Origin of the sequence: Flavobacterium sp. CAN_S2 (assembly GCF_015752255.1) — a bacterium.
Lineage (GTDB): Bacteria > Bacteroidota > Bacteroidia > Flavobacteriales > Flavobacteriaceae > Flavobacterium.
The window spans coordinates 1,113,404-1,137,753 of the sequence record NZ_JADOVA010000001.1; the positions used below are offsets into that span (position 1 = coordinate 1,113,404).

Genomic DNA, 24,350 nt, shown 5'->3' on the forward strand with positions numbered 1-24,350 from the left:
CTTTATAACTTTTGACTAAATTGAGGATTTGAATTGCTCCAAGAAACGAACGTCATTTTCGTAAAACATACGGATATCGCCGATTTGATACAACAACATGGCAATTCTTTCGATTCCCATCCCGAATGCGAAACCGTTGTATTCATCAGGATTGATGCCACAGTTTTTCAAGACGTTAGGATCTACCATTCCGCAACCCATGATTTCTAACCAACCAGTTCCTTTGGTAATTCTATAATCGGTTTCTGTTTTTAAACCCCAATAAATATCAACCTCAGCACTTGGTTCAGTAAACGGAAAATAAGACGGACGCAAACGGATTTTTGATTTCCCAAACATCTCTTTGGTAAAATACAAAAGCGTTTGTTTTAAGTCGGCAAAAGAAACATCTTTGTCAATGTATAATCCTTCCACTTGGTGGAAAATACAGTGAGAACGAGACGAAACTGCCTCATTACGAAAAACTCTTCCTGGAGAAATGGTACGTATGGGCGGTTTATTATTTTCCATATACCGCACTTGTACCGATGACGTGTGCGTGCGCAACAAAATATCAGGATTGGTTTGAATGAAAAACGTGTCTTGCATGTCGCGCGCCGGATGGTATTCCGGTAAATTTAGCGCGGTAAAATTATGCCAGTCATCTTCGATTTCAGGACCTTCGGAAACGTTAAAACCAATATTCGAAAAGATATCTATAATTTGGTTTTTCACCAATGAAATAGGGTGACGAGAGCCAATAATCATTGGTTCCGCAGAACGGGTTAAATCCCCGTAAAAGCCTTTACTTTCTTCTTTGTTTTCCAAAGCTTCCTGAATGGTCTTTACTTTTTCTTCGGCAGAAGTTTTAAGCAGATTAATCACCTGTCCAAATTCCTTTTTTTGGTCGTTAGGAACATTTTTAAATTCGGCGAAAAGCTCTTTCAAAAGTCCTTTGCTTCCTAGAAATTTGATTCGGAATGTTTCTAATTCTGCTGTATTTTGCGTTGAAAAAGCCTGTGCTTCGCCAATATATTCTTTTATCTTATCTATCATTTTCATTGCATAATTGAGAGTGCAAATTTAAGAAATTTGTTCCAAGTTTCAAGTTTAAAGTTTCAAGTTTGTTGTATTACATTTAAAACTAAACATGCTACTTAAATTAGCTATTCTATTACTTCCCGTTCCAAGAAATAATTTACAATGGCTTCTTTCATCAAAACCGATTGTTCTCCAGCTTTTAGCGGTGGTAATTCCTCTTTTACTTTGTAATGTGGCCATCCGTCTTCATCAAAAAATTCGAATTCATAAAAACCATACGGCTCTAATAAACGGCAAATTGCGATGTGCATCAGGTTTAATTTTTCGTCTTTTTTAAACTCTCTATGAACTTTTCCGAGTTCCTGAACACCAATTAAATAAATTATGGCGTCTAAATCTAAATCTTCACCTTGCGAAAATTGATTGGAAAGTATATTTACAAGCTGTTCCCAGCGTTCTTTAAGTTGCGTGTCTCTTGACATTTTTTTGAATTATGAATTATGAATTATGAATTATGAAATCCGCGCTCATAAAATTATTTTGGCAAAGATAAGAACTTGAAAACTGACAATGGTAAAGAACAATTCTTTTATATTTGCGGATATAATTTTCTTAATTAAGCGTTATGGGGTTTTTAGATATTATTTTGGGTGTACTACTCGCTTTCGCTTTTTATAAAGGAATCAGAAATGGTCTTTTTGTCGAACTAGCTTCGTTGGTTTCGCTATTGGCTGGAATTTATTTTGCTGTCAAATTTTCTTCCTTTATGCGGGATATTTTAGTAGGATATGTGAAGTGGAATCCCAATACAATCCAGGTTGTTGCCTTTATACTGACGTTTATCGCTGTGGTTGTGGTAGTCACAATTTTAGGAAAGTTCCTCACAGGAATTGCCGATTTTGCTTTTTTAGGCTGGTTGAATAAATTGGGCGGCGGTTTTTTCCGAGTACTGAAAACAATTTTGATTATCAGTATTGTGTTTGCAGTTTTCGAAAAAATAAATTACAATCATATTTTAGCCAAAAAAGAAACTTTAGACAATTCTCTTTTTTACAATCCAATCCAAAAAACAGCGGGATATATGTATCCGTCACTAAAGGAATGGTATAGTAGTTTGAAGAAAAAGTAAGCAAAATTTACCGTGAATATTATTATTTCACTTCCTTAATCGCACTAGTTTCAATCCAGCCTTCGGTTCCATCTGTAAGTTGTATTTTTTTCCATTTTCCAATAGTTTCAAAAACAAACACTTTTGTTCCTTCATGCAATACTAATAATGGCTTTCCACCATCTCTGGGTTCCGACTTCATATTTGTTCTTTCGGCAAAAATTATGGCTGGTTTTTCTGTATCAAAATGACTTTTCTCCATAATTGCAGCAGATAAAGCAATGACCATCAAAAAAAATACGGCGAACATTCCAAAGAAGAAAATACGTTTAGAAAGTGTTCTTTGTGAAAAATAATATCCGATAAAAAACAATAAAAAAAATGTCGCCAACCCTACAGAAATCCATCCCCAAGTATTGTAATGATAAATTCCAGTGAAATCCCGAAGTAACTTTCCAAAACCCACTTTTGGAATTACTTTAATCTCATCAATGGTTCTTTTTTGAGCGAATTTCAAGTTGTTTATACTTTCCTTATCGTTTGGATTCAGTACCAATGCTTTTTCATAATAGTAAATCGAAGGCGCTACCTCATTCAATTTATAATAGGCATTTCCTAAATTAAAATACAATTCCGAGGACTGCTTATTGTCTTTTAAAACACTTTCATAAGCTGTCACGGCTTCAGTGTACTTTCCTTTTGCATAATATGCATTCCCTTTTTCGAAGCCGTTTTGGGCAAAGAAAATCTGGGTTGAAAGTAATAATATGTATAGAATGTTTTTCATAAAAATTTAAACACGAAGGTCACAAGGAAGTCGCAAAGATCACTATTTAAAGTGCTCCATTTATAACTCGTCTTACTCCTTCTTTTAGCAATTTTACATTAAAATTAATTAGTAATCCTAATCTGCAATCCGACAATCTCAAATACGTTAGTAATTGAGCCAAATGAACATCTGTCAAAGCTTCAACAGATTTTACCTCGACAATAAATTTATTCTCAATAATCATATCAATTCTGTACCCAACATCCAGTTTTACTTCTTCATAAATCAAAGGAAGCGCTTTCTGCTTTTCTACTTTTAAATTACTTTTTTTAAGTTCATAAAACAAACACTCTTCATAAGCACTTTCCAATAGTCCGGGACCTAAAACTTTATGTACTTTCAAAGCACTTTCGAATACAATTTTTGATATTTCGTTTTCAGTCATTTATTTTATAAAACTAGTGTGCGCTGTGCCTTCTTTGTGCACTTTGTGGTTAAGCAAATAAATATTAAGCAATTTGTTTTTCTAATTCAGAGATTATAAATACCGCTTTATCAAAATCCTGTTGTATCGTAACACTTGACGAAGGTGCATAACGAGCCACTTCACAATTTTCAGTAAGTGCAATAAAATCATTTACAGCTTCTGGTTTTGCATTTCGGGACAACAATAATTCCTGAATATTATCCTTGCTCATTTCTGAAGTTTCAATGTGTAATTTCGCTTTCAGGAAATTATGCATCGCTTTTTCCAGCGCAATGTAAAACAGTTCTTTATTGCTAATTTGTTTCTTCGCTTCTGATAAATATTTCTTGGCCAATTTGTTATTCATTCGAATTCTGTTTCCGGAAATGTCACCATCCATAGCCTCTTTCTTCTTTTTGAATAACACAATTATTGGCACCAGTAAAAAAGGAAGCAACAACAATCCAATAAACAATTTCGATCCAAAGAAATCCTCTTTGTCAATGGTAAAAAGATTGGTTTTTGACTTGATGTTCTTAAATTCCTCTACCGCTGCAATTTTATTCTTATTTCCACCAGTTGCTGTGGAATCAGCCGGTGTAGGACCATCCAAAACATTAATCATAATCTGCGGAGAACGCAACGTTTTATAGGTTCCGGAACTCAAATCAAAATAAGAAAACTGCATTGGTTTAACCGGATAATTCCCTCTGTATTGTGGAATTATTGCATAACTATCCGACGATTTTCCAGCCATTCCAGAAAGTGGTGTACTGATATCTTCGCTGTGAACGGCATCGTACATCTCCAGTGCATTTGGCACTACAGGTTTTGGCAAACTGAATAGTTTTAAATTTCCTTTTCCTGTTACACTTACAACCAAATCAAGGCTTTCTCCATGTTTCAAATTAGTCTTTGATGGAGTAACTTTAAAATCAAAATCTCCAACCGCACCGCTAAAATCATCTGGTTTTCCTGCCTCAGGTAATGGCTTAACGTTAATGGTTTTGGCTCCAGCCGAAACACGTTTAGTGGTTTGCGTGAGCATCATACGACCAAACATATCCCTACGGTTTGTTGGTAATTCCACATCTACCGATAATGACAACGGCTCAATTTTAAGTCTGCCCGATTTTTGCGGATACAGCACTACTTTTTTCAGTACAATAAACCTGAAATTCTGGCCCTTGAAAATTCCTTCTTCTGCCACAGGTTGTTTGATTTCGATATTTTGGCTCCAAAAATCATTGTATTTAGGCTTACTTGATTCTCCAACGTTCGAAATTCCAATGTTACCAAAATACAATTTATAAACAACTGTAATGGGTTCGTTGATGTATGGATTTGTTTTAGAAACATCAGCAACCAGATACAGGTTTTCATCCCCAGACATTTGAGTATCGTTTGGGTCTCTAGGCTGTTCTGTGGCAGCGGTCACAATGATTTTTACAGGTGCCGTTTTATAGATTTGACCGTTGTACTCGATAGCCGCCGGCTTAATTATGAATGTTCCTTTTTGATTGGGTGTCAGAAAATAAGAATATGCTTTTTCAAAAGAGCTTCTTCCGTTTACCCACGATTGACTCACTTGCTGACTTGGTCCAGCTATAATGCGGAAACCATCAAAAGACGGCTGAACAAAATTATCGCCATCTACATTCATCATAAAATCAATACGCAGTCTTTCATTCAAGCCCAGCGTGGTTTTGCTCACTCTGGCCTCAAACTGAACCTGAGCGCTGAGTGTGCTGCACACCAATAAAACAATCGCCGCTATATATTTTTTCATTTTCAAACTCTCTAATTGAACTACCAATCCTTCTCCGTTTTAACTGGTTTTCCTTTTACTTTTTGGGCATTCACTTTGTCCTGAATTTTCTTTTCTTCTTTATTCACGGCATCCAAAAGATTTTCTAATCGTTCCTTAGAAATTCCTCCAGGAGCAGGTTTTGGTTCTCCTTTATCGTTGGGTTTCGGGTCTTTATTTTGTTTGTCCTGATCTCCTTTATCGTCTTTCTTATCTTTTTCTTTATCGTCCTTTTTGTCTTTTTCGCCGTCTTTCTTGTCGTCCTTTTTATCGTCTTTCTTTTCCTGATCTTTTTTCTCGTCTTTTTTCTTATCGTCCTTTGGCGGATTGTCTTTCAGCATTTTTTTGGCCAAAGCATAATTATAACGTGTTTCCTCATCAGTTGGATCATTTCGCAAAGCATTCTTGTACGCTTCAACCGCTTGTGTATAATCTTTTTCATTCATGAACACATTCCCAAGATTATGAAAAGCACGGTGTTTCTGAGGTCTTGTTTTTGAATTTTTTAAGGCTTTGGCGTAAGCAAACTTAGCTTCGGAAGATTGTTTTTGCTTGTAAATACTATTTCCAAGATTAAAAGGCGCAGCTGCTTTATTAGGAAATTTTGAATCCGAAATTCGGTAATTAGCCTCCGCATCCACAAATTTATTATCCGCATAATCTTGGTTTCCTTTGGGCAAAATTCGATCTTTTTGTTGCGCATGCAATCCAGCTGTCCCGGAGAAAGCAACGATTAAAAAGGCAATTATGATAATTTTAAATCTTTTCATTTATTGTATCTATAAATCCAGAAGGCTTTTAAACCTTTTAGAAATAATTATTTATTCTCGTTAAATAAATCCAACTTTTTAACCCAACTTGTTTTTCTTTCCAACAGAAATACATCAACAAATAACAGCAAAAAGGCAAAACCCAAAAACCATTGAAATTGCGATTGAAAATCTGCCATTTCAGTCGCTTCAAACTCTGTTTTTTGAATATTATTCAAAGCATTCTTAACATATTCCAGTACTTCTTTAGTGTTATTACCATTTACATACCCTCCTTTTGTGGCTTTTGCAATGGCTGTCAGACTTTCCGGAACCAATTTTGTTATCACTACTTCGTTGTTATTGTCTTTCTTGAAACCTTCGACAATTCCATTTCTTTTTAATGGAATAGTACCTCCTTTTTCAGTTCCAACACCAATTGTAATAATTTTAATTCCAAGTTTATTTGCTTCTTCGGCGGCTTCATCAGCACCTTCGTTATGGTCCTCACCATCCGAAATCATAATCAATAACTTACTCGTTTTTTTATCATCAAAATAGGTTGACGATAATTTAATCGCTTCGTTAAATGATGTTCCTACAGAAGAAACCATATCCGTATTCATGCTTTGCAGAAACATTTTTGCCACGCTATAATCTGTAGTGATGGGTAAAACTGGGAAAGCACTTCCTGCATAAGCCACAATTCCTATTCTGTCACTACCTAACTGATTAATAATTTGCGAAACAATTTGCTTGCTTTTATCCAATCTGTTTGGCGCTACGTCTTCGGCCAGCATACTTTTGGAGACATCCACTGCAAAAACAATGTCAATTCCTTCTCGTTTTACGGTTTCCATTTTGGTACCAATCTTTGGGTTTACCAAACCAAGAATCAGTCCAAGTAAAGCCAAAATCAAAACTGTTACTTTCAAAACGGGTTTAAAAACTGAACTTTCCGGACTCAGTTTTTTTACCATTTCTAAATCGCCAAACTCGCGTTGTTTTTTTCTTTTCCAATATAAATTGAACAGAAAAACCAACACCACCAAGGGCAGTATAAAGAGAAGATATAAATATTTTTTTTCGTCTAATTCCATTTTTTTACTTTTAGTCGCAGTTTTCAGTTTGCGACTGTCATTATATAAAGCTTTTAAAAACCGTATTCCTTAATCCCACTTCCAACAATAATAAAAAACCGGCGAACCATATAAAAGGTCTGAATTTTTCATCGTAATCATAGAATTTTAATTCTTCGATTTCAGTCGTTTCCAGTTTATTGATGGAAGCATAAATCTCCGCTAATTTGCTATTGCTTGTAGCTCTGAAATATTTACCGTCTGTTTTTCTGGCGATATTTTTCATCAACTGCTCGTCAATTTCCACTTTCATCATTTGGAACAAAAACTTCCCATTTGGTGCGATAGCATAAGGAAACATGGCCATTCCATTAGTTCCAATTCCAACAGTATACACTTTGATTCCGTATTGTTTGGCAATATCCGATGCTGTTTCCGGCTCGATAAATCCAGCATTATTCACACCGTCAGTCAAAAGAATAATTACCTTACTTTTTGCCTGACTGTCTTTCAATCTATTGACAGCAGTCGCTAATCCCATTCCTATTCCGGTTCCGTCCTGCAAAACATTATCATATTTAATGCTGTTGATAGCAGCCAGAATAACCGCTTTATCACTAGTTACCGGCGTTTTTGTGTATGCTTCAGAGGCATAAACCACAAGTCCAATCCTGTCATTTGGTCGTTCTTCTACAAAATCAGCAGCTACTCTTTTGAGGGCTTCCATTCTGTTCGGTTTCAAATCCTTGGCCAGCATACTTCCGGAAACGTCTATCGCCATGACGATATCAATTCCTTTCGTCGTTTTAGTCTTATTACTCACATCGACCGTCCTTGGCCTAGCCATGGCTACAATCAAAGAGCATAAAGCCAAAACCCGAAGCACATTCAACATCGGTTTTAACTTGGTCAAATACGATCCTGTTCCTTTAAATCCTTCTAACGAGCTTATTTTTAACGTGGCTGATTGATGGTTCTTTTTTCGCATGAACCACACAATTACAACTGGAATCAGTAGAAACAACCAAAAAAATTCTGGGTTTAAAAATGTTATTTTGTCCATTATTTACTTGCTTGTTTTAATTCGACAGCATTCAAAACGCGTTCTGATATTTCGTTGCCATACTTATCTCCTTCTTCATGAAAAATTAAAATCTGTTGCAATCCGCCTTCCTGGCTAAACAATATTGCTTCATAATACATTTTTGCAGTAGTCTTATTGTCGCTATCAATTTGGGAGAACGTTCCGTAGGCTTTCAATCCTTTGACTCCTTCATTAGTTTCAAAATCTTCTTGTTTTACAATCATGTTTTGAGCTCCTTGCGCTTCAAGTGATTGCAATGCACCGTCCATAGATTTTGCCAAATCAATTTGAGTTTCTGCTTTGAATTTTAGTGTAGAAACCATCACATAAAAACGATCTAAAAGACTTCCATAAACAAAGGACTGCATTTCTTTGATCAAAGCCATTCCGTTTTTAGGGAGTGTTTTTGTCAAATCTACTCTCTTAAGTACTTTTGGTGTTTCTATGATAATTCCCGGATTTCCGTACTCACTTTTTACCCACTCACCTTCCAATAATTCTTTTGTGGGATGACCAATAATATTGTCTTTTACATAATCAAACCCTTTGGTAACAATGAAAAAAGTCGTGGTCGCTGCCAATAAAAAAACAACCGAAGCCACCGCAGTTACGATGCGTTTGTTCCTTTGTTTGCGCAACTGAATTTGGATTTGTTTTTGTCTTTGCGCTTCATTCAACAACATGTCTTCCTCTACCGGAATTTCCACAGGAATTGAATTATCTAGTGTCAGAATTGCTTTTTGAATTTTATTTCGGTCTTCTGTGATTTCAAAATCCAATGGTTTTGACTTGGCAAATTTTACTAAATCGGCTTGTTTCAAAACACGCTCCAGATTTTCGATAATTTCCTGCGAAAGCGTCATTTTCTTTTTTACAGAAGCTGCTCTAAGACCCTGAATCAATTCCGAAGTCGTGCTTTCCATAGCCGGAATTTCAATTGCTTCTTCAATATAATTCCTTGCTATATCCGTCAATTCACTATAATAGGCTTTGACTTCTCCTTTTTGCCAAAGTTCTTTTTTCTCTAAAGTATCCAGCAAAGTAGTCGCTTTCTCGATTGGAGTTTTATAAATTTCTTCCTGTAATTTCTTTTCTTGGCGTTTTTTAATAAACCAATAAATAAAAGCTCCAATACCTACAATCAAAGCAATAATCAACAGGTATTTCCACCAGTCGCCAATTGGGTTATCCGCTGGAGCAATGTCCTTGATGTCAAACATTTTTTGTTTCAAAGTATCTACTTGAACATTTGCCACTTCAACCAAAAGTGAATCCGTCAAAAACGGTTTGCTGTTGATAAAAATCTTGATACTTGGAACCACATATCTACCGGAATCAAATTGGGTTAAACCGTATTTTTTGATTAATTCATAACGGCCGTCCATTTTAACCGTATCAATAGGATACGACTGAATCACCTCTAAAGCTCCAAAGTTTTTCAATTTGGGAAAAATGACTTTAGACGAAGTATCAACAGTAGTTTTTATGGACAGTTTAAATTCCGCACCAATTTTATTTTTAGTCGTGTCAATACTTGTGACTACTTGCTTTTGTTGTGCAAAAACCGCAGTGGAAAGCAGCAATAGTAGTAGGTATAATTGTTTTTTCATCTTTTATTATTGAACCCTTATCTCGATTTGAAATAACTTAATAATTTCGTCACATAACTTTCATCAACTCTAGTGTTTACAACACCGGAACCTGATTTACTGAATGTTTCTTTAAAATAATTGACTTTGTCGCGGTACTGTTTTTCATAATTCATTCGCACTGCTTTCGAACCGGTATTTATCAATTCAACTGCTCCGGTTTCGGCATCAAGCATAGAAACCATACCTAAATCCGGCATTTTTTCCTCTCGAATGTCGTACACGCGAATCCCGGTTATGTCGTGTTTTTTTGCAGCAATTTTCAATGTTTGCTCATAATCTTCCGACATGAAATCAGAAATCACAAACACAATCGCTTTCTTTTTTTGAGTTCCCGATAAAAATTTTAAGGCTTGAGCAATATCCGTTTTTCGGCTTTTAGGCTGAAATTCTATTAATTCCCGAATGATTCGAAGTACGTGTGATCTCCCTTTTTTTGGCGGAATATACAATTCGATTTCATCGGAAAACAAAATCAAACCTATTTTATCATTGTTTTGAGTTGCTGAAAAAGCCATTGTTGCAGCAATTTCCGTAACAATATCTTTCTTGAATTGATTTTTCGAACCAAAACTTTCCGAACCCGAAATATCAACCATTAACATCATGGTCAATTCGCGTTCTTCCTCAAAAACTTTTACGTGCGCTTCGTTGTAACGTGCGGTCACATTCCAATCAATCGCACGGATATCATCTCCGTACTGATATTGACGCACTTCACTGAACGTCATTCCACGACCTTTGAAAGACGTATGATACTCTCCCGAAAAGATGTGATCGCTCAATCTTCGGGTTTTGATTTCTATTTTTCGGACTTTTTTTAACAGGTCTTTTGTATCCATTTTTAATTTGTTTAAAGTTTAAAAGCTTAACGTTCCAAGTCGTAATCCAACAACTTAAAACTCTAAACATTAAACAAACTTTAAGGTACTTCTACTTCGTTTACGATTTTGTTGATGATGTCTACTGAAGTAATGTTTTCAGCTTCCGCTTCATAGGTAACTCCAATTCTGTGACGCAATACATCATGAACTACCGCACGAACATCCTCTGGAATTACATAACCACGACGTTTGATAAAAGCGTAGCATTTTGCGGCAGTCGCCAAATTGATACTTCCACGTGGTGACGCTCCAAAACTGATTAATGGTTTCAAATCAGCCAATTTATATTTCTCCGGATAACGCGTGGCAAAAATGATATCAAGTATGTATTTTTCTATTTTTTCATCCATGTAAACCTCACGAACTGCTTCCTGAGCGCGTAAAATTTGTTCCACTGAAACTACAGCATTTACTTTTTCGTAACTTCCTTTTAAGTTTTGACGAATCACTAAACGTTCATCTTCCATTTTTGGATAATCAATAACCGTTTTCAACATGAAACGATCGACCTGAGCTTCAGGTAATTGATATGTTCCTTCTTGTTCAATTGGATTTTGAGTAGCCAAAACCAAGAATGGTCTGTCCAGTTTGAAAGTAGTGTCACCAATAGTCACTTGCTTTTCCTGCATGGCTTCCAGTAATGCTGATTGCACTTTGGCAGGAGCACGGTTAATCTCATCGGCAAGGACGAAATTAGCGAAGATTGGTCCTTTTTTTATCGAAAATTCATTAGCCTTAATGTTGTAAATCATTGTTCCCACAACATCGGCTGGCAATAAATCCGGTGTAAATTGAATTCTGCTGAAAGATCCCTGAACGGCTTGCGAAAGGGTGTTTATCGCTAAAGTTTTTGCTAATCCAGGAACACCTTCCAATAAAATATGCCCTTGACCCAAAAGTCCAATTAACAAACGCTCCACCATGTGCTTTTGACCCACAATAACCTTGTTCATTTCCATTGTGAGAAGGTCTATAAATGCACTCTCTCTTTCGATTTTTTCATTGATTGCTCTGATGTCTAAAGTCGCCGTATTTTCTTCCATTTTATTATTTTTAAAACCTTGAATTTAATGCCTTCGTTTTGAAGGTGCAAATTGAATTTTTTTTTAGAAGTAAGATGTTAATAAATGGTTAAAACTTCAATAAAACCCCTAATTTTAAGGACTAATTGTGATACAATTTTTATATTTTTAAGAACTTTGAAAAATATACTTTGAATTACAAGATTTACGCATTTCAATAAAAAATAAAAACCATGAGCAAAACAAAATTATCACCTATTGTAGCGGGTGTAATGAATTGGGGAATTTGGGATAAAAATCTCAATACCAAAGAAATGGAAAACATGATTAATGTGTGTTTAGAAAACAAAATCAGCACCTTTGACCATGCCGATATATACGGAGATTACACCACCGAAACCGACTTTGGAAAAGCATTCGCTTCCAGTAAAATTGCACGAGAAAAATTACAGTTGATTTCGAAGTGTGGTATCCAAATGGTAACCGGAAACCGAGACAATAAAATTAAACATTACGAGTATTCTAAAGATTATATTATCTGGTCCGTTGAGAATTCCTTAAAAAATTTACAGACGGATTATCTGGATGTTCTTTTACTCCACAGACCAAGTCCCTTGATGCAGGCAGATGAAATTGCCGAGGCGGTTCTAAAACTAAAATCAGACGGGAAAATCATCGATTTTGGGCTTTCTAATTTTACATCTTCACAAACAGAATTAATTAGTCAGAAAACAGAAGTTTTATACAATCAGGTTCAATTTTCGGCAACGAATTTCGAACCAATGGTGGACGGAAGTTTTGATTATATGCAAGCGAACAACATTCGACCGATGTCATGGAATCCGCTGGGATCCGTTTTTAGAAAAGATATTCCACAAACCAGACGATTGAAAAAATTACTGGCGACCTTGGTTTCAAAATACCATTTGGGATCAGATTCGATTTTACTTTCATGGATTTTAAAACATCCGGCTCAAGTAATTCCTATTGCAGGAACCGTAAATGTGGCCCGAATTCAATCATTGATGAAAGCAGTAGAATTAGAATTAGACAAAGAAGATTGGTTTGCCATCTGGACCGCAAGCATGGGCGATGATGTAGCCTAAAATAGTTTTCAGTTCAGCAACTTTAGAATCAAAAACAGAAAAAAACTCATGACTAAAACAGCCTTAGTGACCGGAGCAACCAGCGGAATTGGTAAAGCAACAGCACAAATATTAGCTAAAAACAACTATAAAATTATTCTTTGCGGACGCCGTGAAGACCGATTAAATGATCTAAAAAAAGAACTTTCGGAATTTACTGAAGTGCATACTTTGTCCTTTGATGTTCGGGATAAAAAAGCGGTTTTTGAAAGTATCAATTCCATCCCGGAAGCTTTTTCCACAATTGATGTTTTGATTAATAATGCCGGAAATGCGCATGGTTTAGATCCCATTCAAAACGGGGATTTAGATGATTGGGACGCCATGATTGACATTAATGTCAAAGGGCTTTTGTATGTTTCAAAAGCAATTATCCCACAAATGATCGAACGAAAATCAGGTCACATTATCAACATTGGTTCCATAGCCGGAAAAGAAGTATATCCAAACGGAAACGTCTATTGTGCCTCCAAACATGCTGTTGATGCCTTGAGCCAAGCCATGAGGATGGACTTGAATCCTTACGGAATTCGCGTTGGCGCCATTCATCCAGGTGCCGTAGAAACCGAATTTAGCGAAGTGCGTTTTAAAGGCGATACAGACAAAGCCGCCAATGTTTACAAAGGTTTTGAACCATTACATCCAGAAGATATAGCTGATATTATTCACTTTGTAGTTTCCAGACCATACCATGTAAATATTGCCGATTTGATGGTGTTACCCACAGCGCAAGCCTCGGCGACTATTTTAAAAAGAGATATTTAAATTTGATTTTTAGATTGTTGGATTTTTAGATTATTAGGAGAATCTAAGAATCCAACCGTCTAAGAAATCTAAAAATCTAATTGTATGATCAACAAACGCATTCTTATCAAGAACCTGCTTGCTCACAATGATGAGAGTAGTTTTTATGATAAAAAGCGTCAGTTGAATTTGCATACACGAGAAGGAAAAGCCAAATTTTTAAAACACATTTGTGCGCTCTCTAATTCAAATCCCACGAATAATTCCTATATCGTGGTGGGCGTGGAAGATCATGACAATCTTATTGTGGGCGATGATTTTTTTGACGACAGCCGGATTCAGAATTTAGTGAATGCCTATCTGGAAAATCCTCCGAAAATTCAGTACGAAAATGTGCCTTTCCCAAACTTGCCAAAAGATAAAGTGATCGGATTGGTAACGGTCAAGCCAAAAAGCAAAACTTCCCATTTCAAAAAAGGAATTCACACGATTCCTGCCAACAGTATTTTTATACGGCGAGGCAGTAACACAATGCCAGTCGAAGGCGAAATTGAAAAGAATTACCAGAATACGGAAACCGTAATTGACATCGAAAACAATTCTAGAAACAGCATTGAAAACACACTCGATGGCGTGATTGATTTCATGAATTTTCGCCACAAGGATATGGCGCCAAAGTATAAAGTTTTCAAAGAATTATTTGTGATTTGCTGGGCAGGCATTGCCAAAAAGTCTCGTGATAAAACTTATTTATCACGCGTAGATATCGAATTGATAAACGAACAAATCAAGCTTTTTTATTCGGCTCAGGATGTAGTCGAAATCACTTTTGACGAAGATACTTTTACCATTATTGAATATGTTCCTTTGGGCTTGAACGACAAAACGAGCTATTATCCTTTAGAAAAGCAAACGATTCATTTTCATGATAATGGCTATTACAAAATTGAAAGAGAGATGCTGTTTCAGCCTCCAGAATTCAACAAGAAAATGTTATTTCACATTTACAATGCCAATATTGCTTTGCTGAAAAAACTCCAAAAAGGACTTTCGTTAACCGAAAGGGAGCACAAAGATTTAGAGAATTTGCCTTCCACTTTTATGATTTGTTACCTTAACGGTTTTGAAGAAGCCAAACAAAAACTGATTGATGCAAAAACACTGTTGAAACCTTTTAACCAAGTGTATTTATCGTTCAAAGAAGCGTTGCGGATTTTGAGAAAGATGAAATATGATGTGCAGTGATTCTGAGAAATTATTTTTGTGGATTTGAACCAATATCATTTTCTAATAATTCATTCAAATTATTATCCAACTTTAATTAAAAAAATAGTTGCAGGATGTTAAAATTAAAAATCAGTAGCAATAGAGCTTTTTAGTTTTCATACATTCTAAATAAAAGCCAACAATTCTTTTAAGACTTGACAAATCATTTTAGCCAACAGCAACGATAACGAAACAAGTGTACTCATTTGAAAAAAGTTTAATTTTTTGTAAAACTAATCCGAAAAATTAAATAAAACAATCACCTAAAACAGTGATATTTCGATTTCATGTTAAAACACAAATTCTTTAATTTTTTAAAAAATAATAAACTAAAAAAGCTTGGTTCATCGCACTTTTACTTAATTTTATGACTTGAAAAATAGTGCTTATTTTCTGCTATTTTTGCATTAATAAAAAGAAATACAGTAAATGAGAACACTTGTTATAGGCGACATTCACGGTGGTTTGCGAGCGCTGCACCAAATTATGGAAAGAGCCAAAGTTACTAAAAAAGATACCCTAATTTTTTTGGGCGATTACGTTGATGGCTGGAGCCAATCTCCTCAGGTACTTGATTTTATCATTGATTTAAAAACTAAACAAAATTGCATTTGCATTCGCGGGAACCACGACGACTTATTGCTGGAATGGCTTGATGAAAGCAAAGACAATCTGTTGTGGTACAAACATGGCGGAGAAGCTACGGTTTTGGCCTACGAATCTGTCAGCGGAGAAACGAAGCAAAAGCACATTGAATTTCTGAAATCTCTGGATAATTATCATCTGGACGAGCAGCGTCGTTTGTATGTTCATGCTGGTTTTACCAATATGAACGGTGTAGATTTTGAATATTTTCCTGGGCTCTTTTATTGGGACAGAACCTTGTGGGAAACAGCATTGGCATTAGACACAACAATGAAAATTGACCACCCGTTTTATCCAAAACGTTTTACTTTATATGATGAAATCTATATTGGTCACACGCCCGTTACCCGAATTGGTGAAACCACTCCCGTACAAAAGGCTAATGTTTGGAACGTAGATACAGGGGCGGCCTTCAAAGGACCCTTGACTATTATGGATGTTGACAGTAAGGAATTTTGGCAAAGCGAACCTTTGAGCCAACTGTATTTTGACGAGAAAGGAAGAAATTAGATTTTATTGAACTACTTTTGCACCAATTAAAAAAATAAGAGTATGAAATGAGCATAACCGAAAATTGGTCGCGAACACCAATCAAGATATGCAAATTCCATATTCCAATAAAAAACAAATTTTATCTTCATATGAAAAAGATTATTACATTAGTATTACTATTGACTGTTGGTTTGATCAATGCACAGGCTTTCAAAGGAAAAGGCGACGTTAAATTTGATGTTGGAGCTAACTTCCAAAACGGAGGATCAGGAATTCGTGTTTCTTCTGATTTTGGTCTTGGAGAAAACATGTCTTTCGGATTTGTTACCTCTTATTTGTTGTCTGTTTCTAAAGATGATTTAGGAAATAAGCCTGATTTTGGAGATAGAGTAGATGTTAAAGCACGTTTCAATGCAAACTTGGGAAATGTTTTTGAATTAGATCCAAAAATGGATATTTACCCAGGATTAAATTTAGGATTAAGAAATTTTGGTGCACATTTAGGTTTCCGTTATTTCTTTACCGAAGGTTTTGGTGTGTTCACCGAAGCTGGAATTCCAATTGCCAGTTACAAAACAAATCCAATAGGTTTTGACAAATTGAATAACCAATTCACGTTTAATATTGGTGCTTCTTTCAACTTGTAGAAAAATTATTCTGAAAGTTCACTAAGAATTTGAAATAAAAAAAGGCAATTTGAATAGTTCAAATTGCCTTTTTCAGTTTATTATAATTTGGTTTTACAAATCAAATTTGATTCCTTGTGCCAATGGCAAACTTGTAGTGTAATTGATTCTGAGAATATAAATTAAAGACTTGCTTTAACGAAAATTCGTTTTAATACGCCATTTTTTTCAGTTCCTTGAACGATTAAATCAAATTGCTTACTTGTTTTATGGAATACACTACAGTGAATTAGTTTAATACGTCCAAGATATAAATCTTCTTTGAAGACTTTTACAGCTTTATTATCGTATTGATTATTCGGTTCTAATTCATATCTTAAAACATCTCCAACCGCAACCTTATCTGAAGGTATTTGACTTTCCAATAAATTAGTTATTTCCGTAACAAAGGATAAATTTTCTACAGGGTTAAAATGAGCCAAAAACTCAAAATTATCTGTCGGTAATAGTCCTTGAGTAAAAGCTAACATGTAATATTTATCTTCTTTTTTACTTAAATCAATATTCCAAAAATCATAAAAATCTTGTAAATCAGGTCTCTCACTACGCATTAATCTTTGGCCAAAAATTTCAATTACATTTTCCGTATAAATTTTATCTTTACTTGTATCCGGAAAGCCTTCATAATGCACAAAACCTAACTTCTTAGCTTCTTCAACTCCATCCTGATTATATTGAAAGCGGATTCCTTCTGAGGCACTTTTTTTAATAGTACCAACAGAAATTCTTCTACTGCCTTTACCTGATCTCCAGATAAGGTGTATGTTTCCTATTGCTTTCATAAATATTTGATTAATTTTTCAATGCGCAAAGTTACCAATTTAAACATCAATTGTTTTCTTGCAACCGATAATTTAAAGTTAATTAAATCCGCTGGAACATTTATATCAATTTTTTCAATTATATCTTCTATTGCATCGGAGTTATATTTCTCCATAACTCTACCTATAAACCTTTTCGTTTCAGCTGGATAGTGTTCTAGCAATAATTCTATAAGTTCAAAATGCTTCCTTTTTTTAGTATTCCCTTCCCAATGAATCTCAGACTCACCTTTTCGAATATACTTTTCAATCATTTGAGAATCATTGAACATTTTAAAAACTTTTTCATCGGTATATTCTCTTCCAAGACAACAACCACTATCATAAATAGGTGCAAATTGATAATTGTAAGTATACGTCAAATATTTAGAATTAACATTAATATGAATCTTCCCTTCTTCTTTAGAACTATTATTCGATAATTTTTTAATTTTGTTTTTAATTTTATCAAAAGCACTAGAAATTTGTTCTTCAACAATATTTTCATCTTGTTCATAAGTAGATAATATACTCCAATTCTCTTGATGTCTATCTGAATTTCCAATGATACTATCAAAAACAATAATCTCAATAATATTTTCAATATAATTTACTAATGAAAATTCATTTAACGCTTTACAAATAAATTGAAAGGTGTAGTCTTTTTTATCTATTTCCGGATTATATTGAGGATTAAATCCAGTTAAATAAGAGATGCCTTCTGTCAATTTATTTTTTGCACCAAAAACCATGGATTTTGAAAGACATCCAATTTTTTGCTTGTGTTTACTATCGTAGGCAATATTATAATCTAACATTGGAAAACCTAAAAATTGACCAATTTTAGAAGAAACAATTTCAGACCAAAACTCTGTTGGATAGCGAATTTCTCCTTGAGGTGTTTCTTTTGATCCTTTAAAAAAATACTCCTCATTTGTGTCGGGGTGCAAAGCAATGTATTTACTTCGAGTACCTCCAGTGCTGTAATGAACATTTTTATGCCAACCTGAAATATCTGTAAATGTTGCTCCTGAATTGGTCATTAATAGTTTTTTTGTCTAATTTATAAAAAAACGCTTTATCTAAAGAAGACAAAGCGTTTAAATATAAATTTATTGTTAACTAAATTACTACAAATCAAATTTTATTCCTTGTGCCAATGGCAAACTTGTAGTGTAATTAATCGTATTCGTTTGTCTTCTCATATAGACTTTCCAAGCATCAGAACCTGATTCTCTTCCGCCACCAGTTTCTTTTTCACCACCAAAAGCGCCTCCAATTTCTGCACCGGAAGTTCCTATGTTTACATTTGCAATTCCACAATCAGAACCTACAACGGATAGGAAAAGTTCTGCTTCACGCAAATTATTTGTCATAATAGCGGATGATAATCCTTGCGCCACTCCGTTTTGAATTGCGATAGCATTCTCCACAGTTCCTGAATATTTCAATAAATATAAAACAGGCGCAAAAGTTTCATGTTGTACGATTTCGAAAGAATTCTCTGCTTCTGCAATTGCTGGTTTTACGTAGCAACCACTTTCAAATCCTTCACCAGAAAGCACGCCACCTTCCACTAGGATTTTCCCACCTTCGGCAACAACTTTTTCTAATGCTTTATTGTACATTTCCACTGCATGCTTATCAATTACAGGACCTACATGGTTGTTTTCATCCAAAGGATTTCCAATACGTAATTGTTTGTAAGCCGATACAATTGCATCTTTAACTTTATCATAAATACTTTCGTGAATAATTAAACGACGTGTTGATGTACAACGTTGTCCTGCCGTTCCTACCGCACCAAAAACAGCACCAATAACCGTCATTTTGATATCAGCATCCGGAGTTACAATGATGGCGTTGTTTCCGCCTAATTCCAATAATGATTTTCCAAGACGACCTGCAACTGCTTGCGCAACAATTTTCCCCATACGAGTAGAACCAGTTGCAGAAATCAATGGCACACGCTTGTCGTTAGTCATCATTTCACCCACTTTGTAATCTCCATTTATCAAACAGGAAATTCCTTCCGGAAGGTTATTTTCCTTGATTACTTCGGCAATAATATTTTGACAGGCAATCCCGCAAAGTGGTGTTTTTTCAGATGGTTTCCAAACACAAACATCGCCACAAATCCAGGCTAATGCTGTGTTCCAAGCCCAAACAGCAACTGGAAAATTGAAAGCCGAAATGATTCCAACAACTCCCATTGGGTGGTATTGCTCATACATTCTGTGTCCCGGACGTTCGGAGTGCATCGTTAATCCGTGCAACTGACGCGACAATCCAACTGCAAAATCACAGATGTCTATCATTTCCTGAACTTCACCATATCCTTCTTGCAATGATTTCCCCATTTCGTAGGAAACTAACTTGCCTAAAGCTTCTTTATTTTTACGCAATTTTTCACCAAATTGACGCACGATTTCACCACGTTGCGGCGCAGGCATCACTTTGAAAGTTTTAAAAGCTTCAGTAGCGGTTTGCATTACTTTTTCATAATCAGCAGCCGTAGTTGTTTTTAAAGTACCTATTAGCTGACCGTCAACTGGTGAATAACTTTCAAGAATTTCCCCGTTTGAAAAATGGTTTATCCCTGTTGACGTTCCTTCATTTATGGCTTTTACACCCAATTGCGCCAATGCTTCCTTCATTCCGAATTGATCTGCTATTGTTATCATTGTAACTTTTTTATTAAAAATTGTTATATTTTTTTACAAATATATTGATTTAAGGTTAAATAGTAAACGTTACTACTTATATTTTCATTTTTTAGCCCTGATAGAAGCGGCATCCTTTATAGGTCTCGTTTTTTACGAGACCTATACAGATACAGCGTATAGCAGGATGAGCTCCTAAAAATTATTTTTTGGCAACAAATCGAGGGTCCGTTTCCATAACAGTTCCGCATTTTTCACAGGTTCTCAAGTGTTCTGAATTATAGAAATGTTCGAAATGAGGCAAGAAATCTTTCTCGATATTATGCAGTTCAAAATAGACTTCGTGAAGCTTATGATTACAAATATCGCAAAACCAAAGCAAGCCGTCTGTAAATCCTTGTCCGGCTCTTTTTCGTTCAATGACAAGCCCAATAGAACCTTCGGAACGAACTGGAGAATGCGGAATTTTAGAGGGATTAAGGTACATATCGCCCGGATGCAATTCCATTTCTTTCCGCTCGCCGTCTTCCTGAACAATCACTTTTATGGAGCCTTCAAGTTGGTAAAATAACTCTTCGGTTTCGTTGTAATGGTAGTCTTTTCGGGCATTTGGACCCGCAACAATCATAACTATGTAATCTCCGGATTCTGTATATAAGTTCTTGTTACCAACGGGCGGTTTGAGCAGATGACGGTTTTCGTCAATCCATTTATTAAGGTTGAAAGGTTTTGCTATTGCCATGATTTTTATTTTAATTGTAAAGTTATGAAATATTAAAACGTTATTTTTTTTCCTTAATCAAATAAATATAGACGGGAAAATGGTCGCTGAATCCTATTTCGGTGGTGGAATGCCGTAACGGATAGCCTTTGTATTGTCCGCTGGTTTGTATCAAAAATAACTTGTTGTAAATTCCTGCTTTCCAATATCGAAAGCTCGAATAATCCGTTTGCAGTAAGGTTTCGGAAACCATTATTTGATCAAAAACATCCCATGCATCCCTAAATGCGATGGTTCCAAATCCCTTTTTGGCCATTTCTTCGAATGGATTGTAAATTCCAAACGGTAATACCTCTGCCTTTTTTGCTTTGGCGCCAAGCCCAATTCTGACGCTTTTATTATACGGTCCATCATTCATATCACCCAAAATAATCACTTTTGCGTTTGGATTGATCCGTTGTAAAGAGTCTATTATTTTTCGATTTAATGCGCCGGCGGCTTCCCGAAACGGACTTGATTTTTTCTCACCACCAGAACGTGAAGGCCAGTGATTGACGATGATATTGATTTCCTCACCATCGAGAAATCCCGTTACCACAAGCTGATCTCGTGTATAAACCCGATAATTTTTGGTGCTTATTTGCAATTCATCATCTGTTTTTTCTTCAGAACTGGCTTTAGAATTTTCATTCGTATTTCCGCTTTCTTTATAAATGTACAACGGAATATTGCTGTAACTTGTGGGTTGAAATTTCTTTTTTTGATACAAAAGTGCCACATCAATCCCTCTTTTATCAGGCGAATCAAAATGGATGATTCCGTAATCTTTCTCGATAAGTTTGGGTTGCTTGACCAAATCCTCCAAAACGCCTCGGTTTTCTATTTCGCAGCCGCCAATAAATGTAGGCGAATCAGTATTTTCAGCTGAACCAATTTCGAATAATATGCGGGCTAAGTTGCTTAATTTCTTTTCGTATTTATCATAGGTCCACCGCTGCAAACCTGTTGGCGTCCATTCTTCGTCAAAAGTATCCGGATCATTTATGGTATCAAAAAGGTTTTCGAAATTATAAAACGCAACGTATGAATGACATATTTTTTCTGTTGTGCAGTAGATTTTATTATTGGAAAAAATAAAAAAAGAACAGGAATCCAGTGGGTAATTCTCATAAATATTATTTATTTCCAGTAGGTGATTAGATTCCTCTTTGAATCTGTCTATTGTAAAAATAGTCATTTGAACCTGAACTTAGAATTATTTTCTAATTGTCTATCTTTGTTTTTATCATTTAAAAACTTTGCCACTAGAATTTTTTCAGAAAAGCATTCCAGCATGAACAAAAACCAATTAACATTTACACCACGCCGTCCTATATTATATCAATTTCTATTGCTTATTTTTGTTCTACAATCTTTCAACAGTCAAGCCCAATACAACATGATTACACCGCCAAGTTTACAAAAAGGAGATACAGTAGCAATTTTGGCAACAGCCAGAAAAAATACAGATGACAACTTGAAACCCGCTATTGCTTTATTGAAAAGTTGGGGTTTAGAAGTAGTTATTGGAAATACGATAGGTTTAGACAACGACCAATTAGCCGGAACCGATGAGCAACGCGCCAGCGATTTTCAGCAACAATTAGACAATCCAAACATCAAAGCCATCTGGTGTGTAAAAGGTGGATACGGAACCGTACGAATGATTGATTTACTGGATTTTACTGCCTTCAAAAAAAATCCGAAATGGATTGTTGGTTTCAGTGATGTGACCGTTTTACACAATCATTTGAATACAATGGGTTACAAATCCATTCACGGAATCATGCCGATAACCGCTCCCAGAGCAACTCCTCAGGCGATTGAAACCATGCGAATTGCGTTATTTGGCGAAAATTTGTCTTATGAAATAGATCCTTTCGTGATGAACAGACCCGGAAAAGCCACTGGAGAATTAGTGGGCGGAAATTTATCGATTTTATACAGTTTGTTTGGTTCCCCATCCGCGATTGATTGTACTGATAAAATCTTGTTTATTGAAGATTTAGACGAATATTTATATCATATTGACCGCATGATGATGAACTTGAAACGAAATGGCTGTCTGGAAAGCATCAAGGGAATTGTTGTGGGTTCGATGACAAAAATGAAAGATAATGATATTCCGTGGGGTAAAAATGCCATAGAAATTATCGAGGATGTTACCAAAAAATACAATATTCCCGTCTTGTACAATTTTCCTGCCGGACATATTCAAGACAATAGAGCATTGATTTTAGGAAATAATGTGACGATTAATGTTAATGAAAAATGCAGTACGCTAGTTTTTGAATAAAGACAATTTAATTTCAGACTGTTGATTATCAATTTTTGAATGCAGAAGTTTGAAAACTTAAAACAAAATTTTTGAATGGCGGAACATAACGAACTTGGAAAACTTGGAGAAGAAATGGCGGTCGAATTTCTTCGGAAAGACGGTTATACTATTTTAGAAACCAACTGGACCTTCCAAAAAGCCGAAATAGACATTCTCGCCCAAAAAGAAAATACACTTGCCGTTATTGAAGTCAAAACACGTTCCTCATTAGAATTTGGATTGCCTCAGGATTTTGTAAAACCAAAAAAAATTCAGCTTCTTGTAAAGGCCGTGGACGCTTTTGTAAACGAAAGAAATTTGGATATTGAAGTTCGTTTTGACATAATAGCCATCCATAAAGAAGGGAAATCTTTTGTAATTGAGCATCTTATCGATGCTTTTTATCACTTTTAACCGTTTTTTCTTGATGTTATATTTGTAACAAATTGTTTTTTATTTATATTTGCGTCCTATTTACACACTAACTACGCGTATATAACAACCAACTAAAAAAATTACATCATGAAAACTGTTTCTTCCATTGTAGAAAACTACATCAAAACAAAGCCTTTTTTACTAAATGCATTATCATTAGGTATCATCAATCTGACCTCATTATCCCGAAATATAATGACCGAATTAGAAAGTGAATTTGGCAAGGAAGTAAAACAAGGTGCAGTTGTTATGGCTTTAAAAAGACTAACAGAAGAACTCGATTTCAGGTTGAACCATAAGATTAACAAAGTCATCAAAAATATCGGGGAAATCACCGTTCGCTCGGCTTTGACCGATTATACTTTTGCTGCATCCGACACCGTTTTGAATAAACAAGCCGATTTAATTACAGATATCAATACGCTACCGGATATTTTTTACACTTCATCCAGAGGAGTGAACGAAACCAACATTGTGGTTAGCAACAGTATCAATCACTTAGTGGACAAGCATTTTGCTACTGAAAAACTTATTCAAAAACTAGATAACCTAGCTTCGATTACGGTAAAATTACCAAAAGAAAACATTGTCGTTCCTGGGATTTACTATTTCATTTTTCAGCGTTTGGCTTGGGAAGGAATCATCATCAATGAAGTAATTTCGACTTCTAATGAGTTCACTATTTTAGTGAGTGAAGAACAAGTTGATGTTGCTTTTAAAGTAATTAAAGATTTGAAGAATTAGAAAATTCCGTTAATCA

The 24,350-nt window shown here is 35.3% G+C and carries 24 protein-coding genes and 1 pseudogene; 9 read left to right on the forward strand and 16 right to left on the reverse strand.

The window, feature by feature from the left end; genetic code table 11:
- Nucleotides 1-15 precede the first annotated feature (15 nt).
- Nucleotides 16-1,035, reverse strand: coding sequence for a phenylalanine--tRNA ligase subunit alpha (gene pheS / locus IWX80_RS05015; RefSeq protein WP_196852413.1), 1,020 nt, complete (start codon nt 1,033-1,035; stop codon nt 16-18).
- A 110-nt stretch (nt 1,036-1,145) separates the two neighbouring features.
- Nucleotides 1,146-1,502, reverse strand: a complete 357-nt coding sequence (locus IWX80_RS05020) for a hypothetical protein (RefSeq protein WP_113636327.1) — start codon at nt 1,500-1,502, stop codon at nt 1,146-1,148.
- A gap of 143 nt (nt 1,503-1,645) precedes the next feature.
- Between IWX80_RS05020 and IWX80_RS05025 the strand changes: the two genes are divergently transcribed.
- Nucleotides 1,646-2,149 (forward strand): CvpA family protein, encoded by a 504-nt coding sequence (locus IWX80_RS05025; RefSeq protein WP_121364148.1) that lies wholly within the window; start codon nt 1,646-1,648, stop codon nt 2,147-2,149.
- Between the two features lie 22 nt (nt 2,150-2,171).
- Here IWX80_RS05025 and IWX80_RS05030 read toward each other — a convergent pair whose 3' ends face one another.
- From IWX80_RS05030 to IWX80_RS05070, 9 genes are all read right to left on the reverse strand, one after another.
- Nucleotides 2,172-2,915, reverse strand: coding sequence for a tetratricopeptide repeat protein (locus IWX80_RS05030; RefSeq protein ID WP_196852414.1), 744 nt, complete (start codon nt 2,913-2,915; stop codon nt 2,172-2,174).
- 46 nt (nt 2,916-2,961) lie between these two features.
- Complete coding sequence (locus tag IWX80_RS05035) at nt 2,962-3,342, reverse strand: GxxExxY protein (RefSeq protein ID WP_196852415.1); 381 nt, start codon at nt 3,340-3,342, stop codon at nt 2,962-2,964.
- Between the two features lie 64 nt (nt 3,343-3,406).
- A complete protein-coding gene (locus tag IWX80_RS05040; protein ID WP_196852416.1) occupies nt 3,407-5,152 on the reverse strand; it encodes a BatD family protein in 1,746 nt (581 codons plus the stop codon).
- Nucleotides 5,153-5,172: 20 nt separating this feature from the next.
- Nucleotides 5,173-5,940 (reverse strand): tetratricopeptide repeat protein, encoded by a 768-nt coding sequence (locus IWX80_RS05045; RefSeq protein ID WP_091166362.1) that lies wholly within the window; start codon nt 5,938-5,940, stop codon nt 5,173-5,175.
- A gap of 47 nt (nt 5,941-5,987) precedes the next feature.
- Nucleotides 5,988-7,019 (reverse strand): VWA domain-containing protein, encoded by a 1,032-nt coding sequence (locus IWX80_RS05050; protein ID WP_113636319.1) that lies wholly within the window; start codon nt 7,017-7,019, stop codon nt 5,988-5,990.
- A gap of 40 nt (nt 7,020-7,059) precedes the next feature.
- Nucleotides 7,060-8,061 (reverse strand): vWA domain-containing protein, encoded by a 1,002-nt coding sequence (locus IWX80_RS05055; RefSeq protein ID WP_196852417.1) that lies wholly within the window; start codon nt 8,059-8,061, stop codon nt 7,060-7,062.
- Nucleotides 8,061-9,692 carry a hypothetical protein gene (locus IWX80_RS05060; protein WP_196852418.1) on the reverse strand — a complete coding sequence of 544 codons (1,632 nt, stop codon included), beginning with the start codon at nt 9,690-9,692 and terminating at the stop codon, nt 8,061-8,063. Before IWX80_RS05060 ends, IWX80_RS05055 begins: the two co-directional genes overlap by 1 nt.
- A gap of 17 nt (nt 9,693-9,709) precedes the next feature.
- Nucleotides 9,710-10,573, reverse strand: a complete 864-nt coding sequence (locus IWX80_RS05065; protein WP_131908067.1) for a DUF58 domain-containing protein — start codon at nt 10,571-10,573, stop codon at nt 9,710-9,712.
- Nucleotides 10,574-10,653: 80 nt separating this feature from the next.
- On the reverse strand, nt 10,654-11,658 hold the full coding sequence (locus tag IWX80_RS05070; protein WP_091166367.1) for an AAA family ATPase: 1,005 nt from the start codon (nt 11,656-11,658) through the stop codon (nt 10,654-10,656).
- A gap of 212 nt (nt 11,659-11,870) precedes the next feature.
- Here IWX80_RS05070 and IWX80_RS05075 point away from each other — a divergent pair, with 212 nt between their 5' ends.
- From IWX80_RS05075 to IWX80_RS05095, 5 genes are all read left to right on the forward strand, one after another.
- Nucleotides 11,871-12,743 (forward strand): aldo/keto reductase, encoded by an 873-nt coding sequence (locus IWX80_RS05075; RefSeq protein ID WP_196852419.1) that lies wholly within the window; start codon nt 11,871-11,873, stop codon nt 12,741-12,743.
- A gap of 48 nt (nt 12,744-12,791) precedes the next feature.
- The gene (locus IWX80_RS05080; RefSeq protein ID WP_196852420.1) at nt 12,792-13,547 is read left to right on the forward strand and encodes an SDR family NAD(P)-dependent oxidoreductase; all 756 of its coding nucleotides are present in this window, start codon (nt 12,792-12,794) and stop codon (nt 13,545-13,547) included.
- An 84-nt stretch (nt 13,548-13,631) separates the two neighbouring features.
- Nucleotides 13,632-14,771: an ATP-binding protein gene (locus IWX80_RS05085; RefSeq protein ID WP_196852421.1), complete on the forward strand. Its 1,140-nt coding sequence runs from the start codon at nt 13,632-13,634 to the stop codon at nt 14,769-14,771.
- Nucleotides 14,772-15,221: 450 nt separating this feature from the next.
- The gene (locus tag IWX80_RS05090) at nt 15,222-15,947 is read left to right on the forward strand and encodes a metallophosphoesterase family protein (protein WP_196852422.1); all 726 of its coding nucleotides are present in this window, start codon (nt 15,222-15,224) and stop codon (nt 15,945-15,947) included.
- Between the two features lie 131 nt (nt 15,948-16,078).
- A complete protein-coding gene (locus tag IWX80_RS05095; protein WP_196852423.1) occupies nt 16,079-16,576 on the forward strand; it encodes a DUF6646 family protein in 498 nt (165 codons plus the stop codon).
- Nucleotides 16,577-16,737: 161 nt separating this feature from the next.
- Here IWX80_RS05095 and IWX80_RS05100 read toward each other — a convergent pair whose 3' ends face one another.
- The 5 genes and pseudogenes from IWX80_RS05100 to IWX80_RS05120 form a co-directional block, all read right to left on the reverse strand.
- Nucleotides 16,738-17,397 carry a hypothetical protein gene (locus tag IWX80_RS05100; RefSeq protein ID WP_196852424.1) on the reverse strand — a complete coding sequence of 220 codons (660 nt, stop codon included), beginning with the start codon at nt 17,395-17,397 and terminating at the stop codon, nt 16,738-16,740.
- On the reverse strand, nt 17,394-18,458 hold the full coding sequence (locus IWX80_RS05105) for a hypothetical protein (protein WP_196852425.1): 1,065 nt from the start codon (nt 18,456-18,458) through the stop codon (nt 17,394-17,396). The genes IWX80_RS05100 and IWX80_RS05105 overlap by 4 nt, the downstream gene beginning before the upstream one ends.
- A gap of 87 nt (nt 18,459-18,545) precedes the next feature.
- Complete coding sequence (gene amaB, locus IWX80_RS05110) at nt 18,546-20,099, reverse strand: L-piperidine-6-carboxylate dehydrogenase (protein WP_196852426.1); 1,554 nt, start codon at nt 20,097-20,099, stop codon at nt 18,546-18,548.
- 181 nt (nt 20,100-20,280) lie between these two features.
- Complete coding sequence (locus IWX80_RS05115) at nt 20,281-20,820, reverse strand: 3-hydroxyanthranilate 3,4-dioxygenase (RefSeq protein WP_196852427.1); 540 nt, start codon at nt 20,818-20,820, stop codon at nt 20,281-20,283.
- Nucleotides 20,821-20,860: 40 nt separating this feature from the next.
- Nucleotides 20,861-21,969, reverse strand: a pseudogene (locus tag IWX80_RS05120) (endonuclease/exonuclease/phosphatase family protein).
- 268 nt (nt 21,970-22,237) lie between these two features.
- Here IWX80_RS05120 and IWX80_RS05125 point away from each other — a divergent pair.
- From IWX80_RS05125 to IWX80_RS05135, 3 genes are all read left to right on the forward strand, one after another.
- The gene (locus IWX80_RS05125; RefSeq protein ID WP_196852950.1) at nt 22,238-23,134 is read left to right on the forward strand and encodes a S66 peptidase family protein; all 897 of its coding nucleotides are present in this window, start codon (nt 22,238-22,240) and stop codon (nt 23,132-23,134) included.
- Nucleotides 23,135-23,209: 75 nt separating this feature from the next.
- Complete coding sequence (locus IWX80_RS05130; protein WP_196852428.1) at nt 23,210-23,569, forward strand: YraN family protein; 360 nt, start codon at nt 23,210-23,212, stop codon at nt 23,567-23,569.
- 108 nt (nt 23,570-23,677) lie between these two features.
- Nucleotides 23,678-24,334 (forward strand): aspartate kinase, encoded by a 657-nt coding sequence (locus IWX80_RS05135; protein WP_073354429.1) that lies wholly within the window; start codon nt 23,678-23,680, stop codon nt 24,332-24,334.
- Nucleotides 24,335-24,350 lie beyond the last annotated feature (16 nt).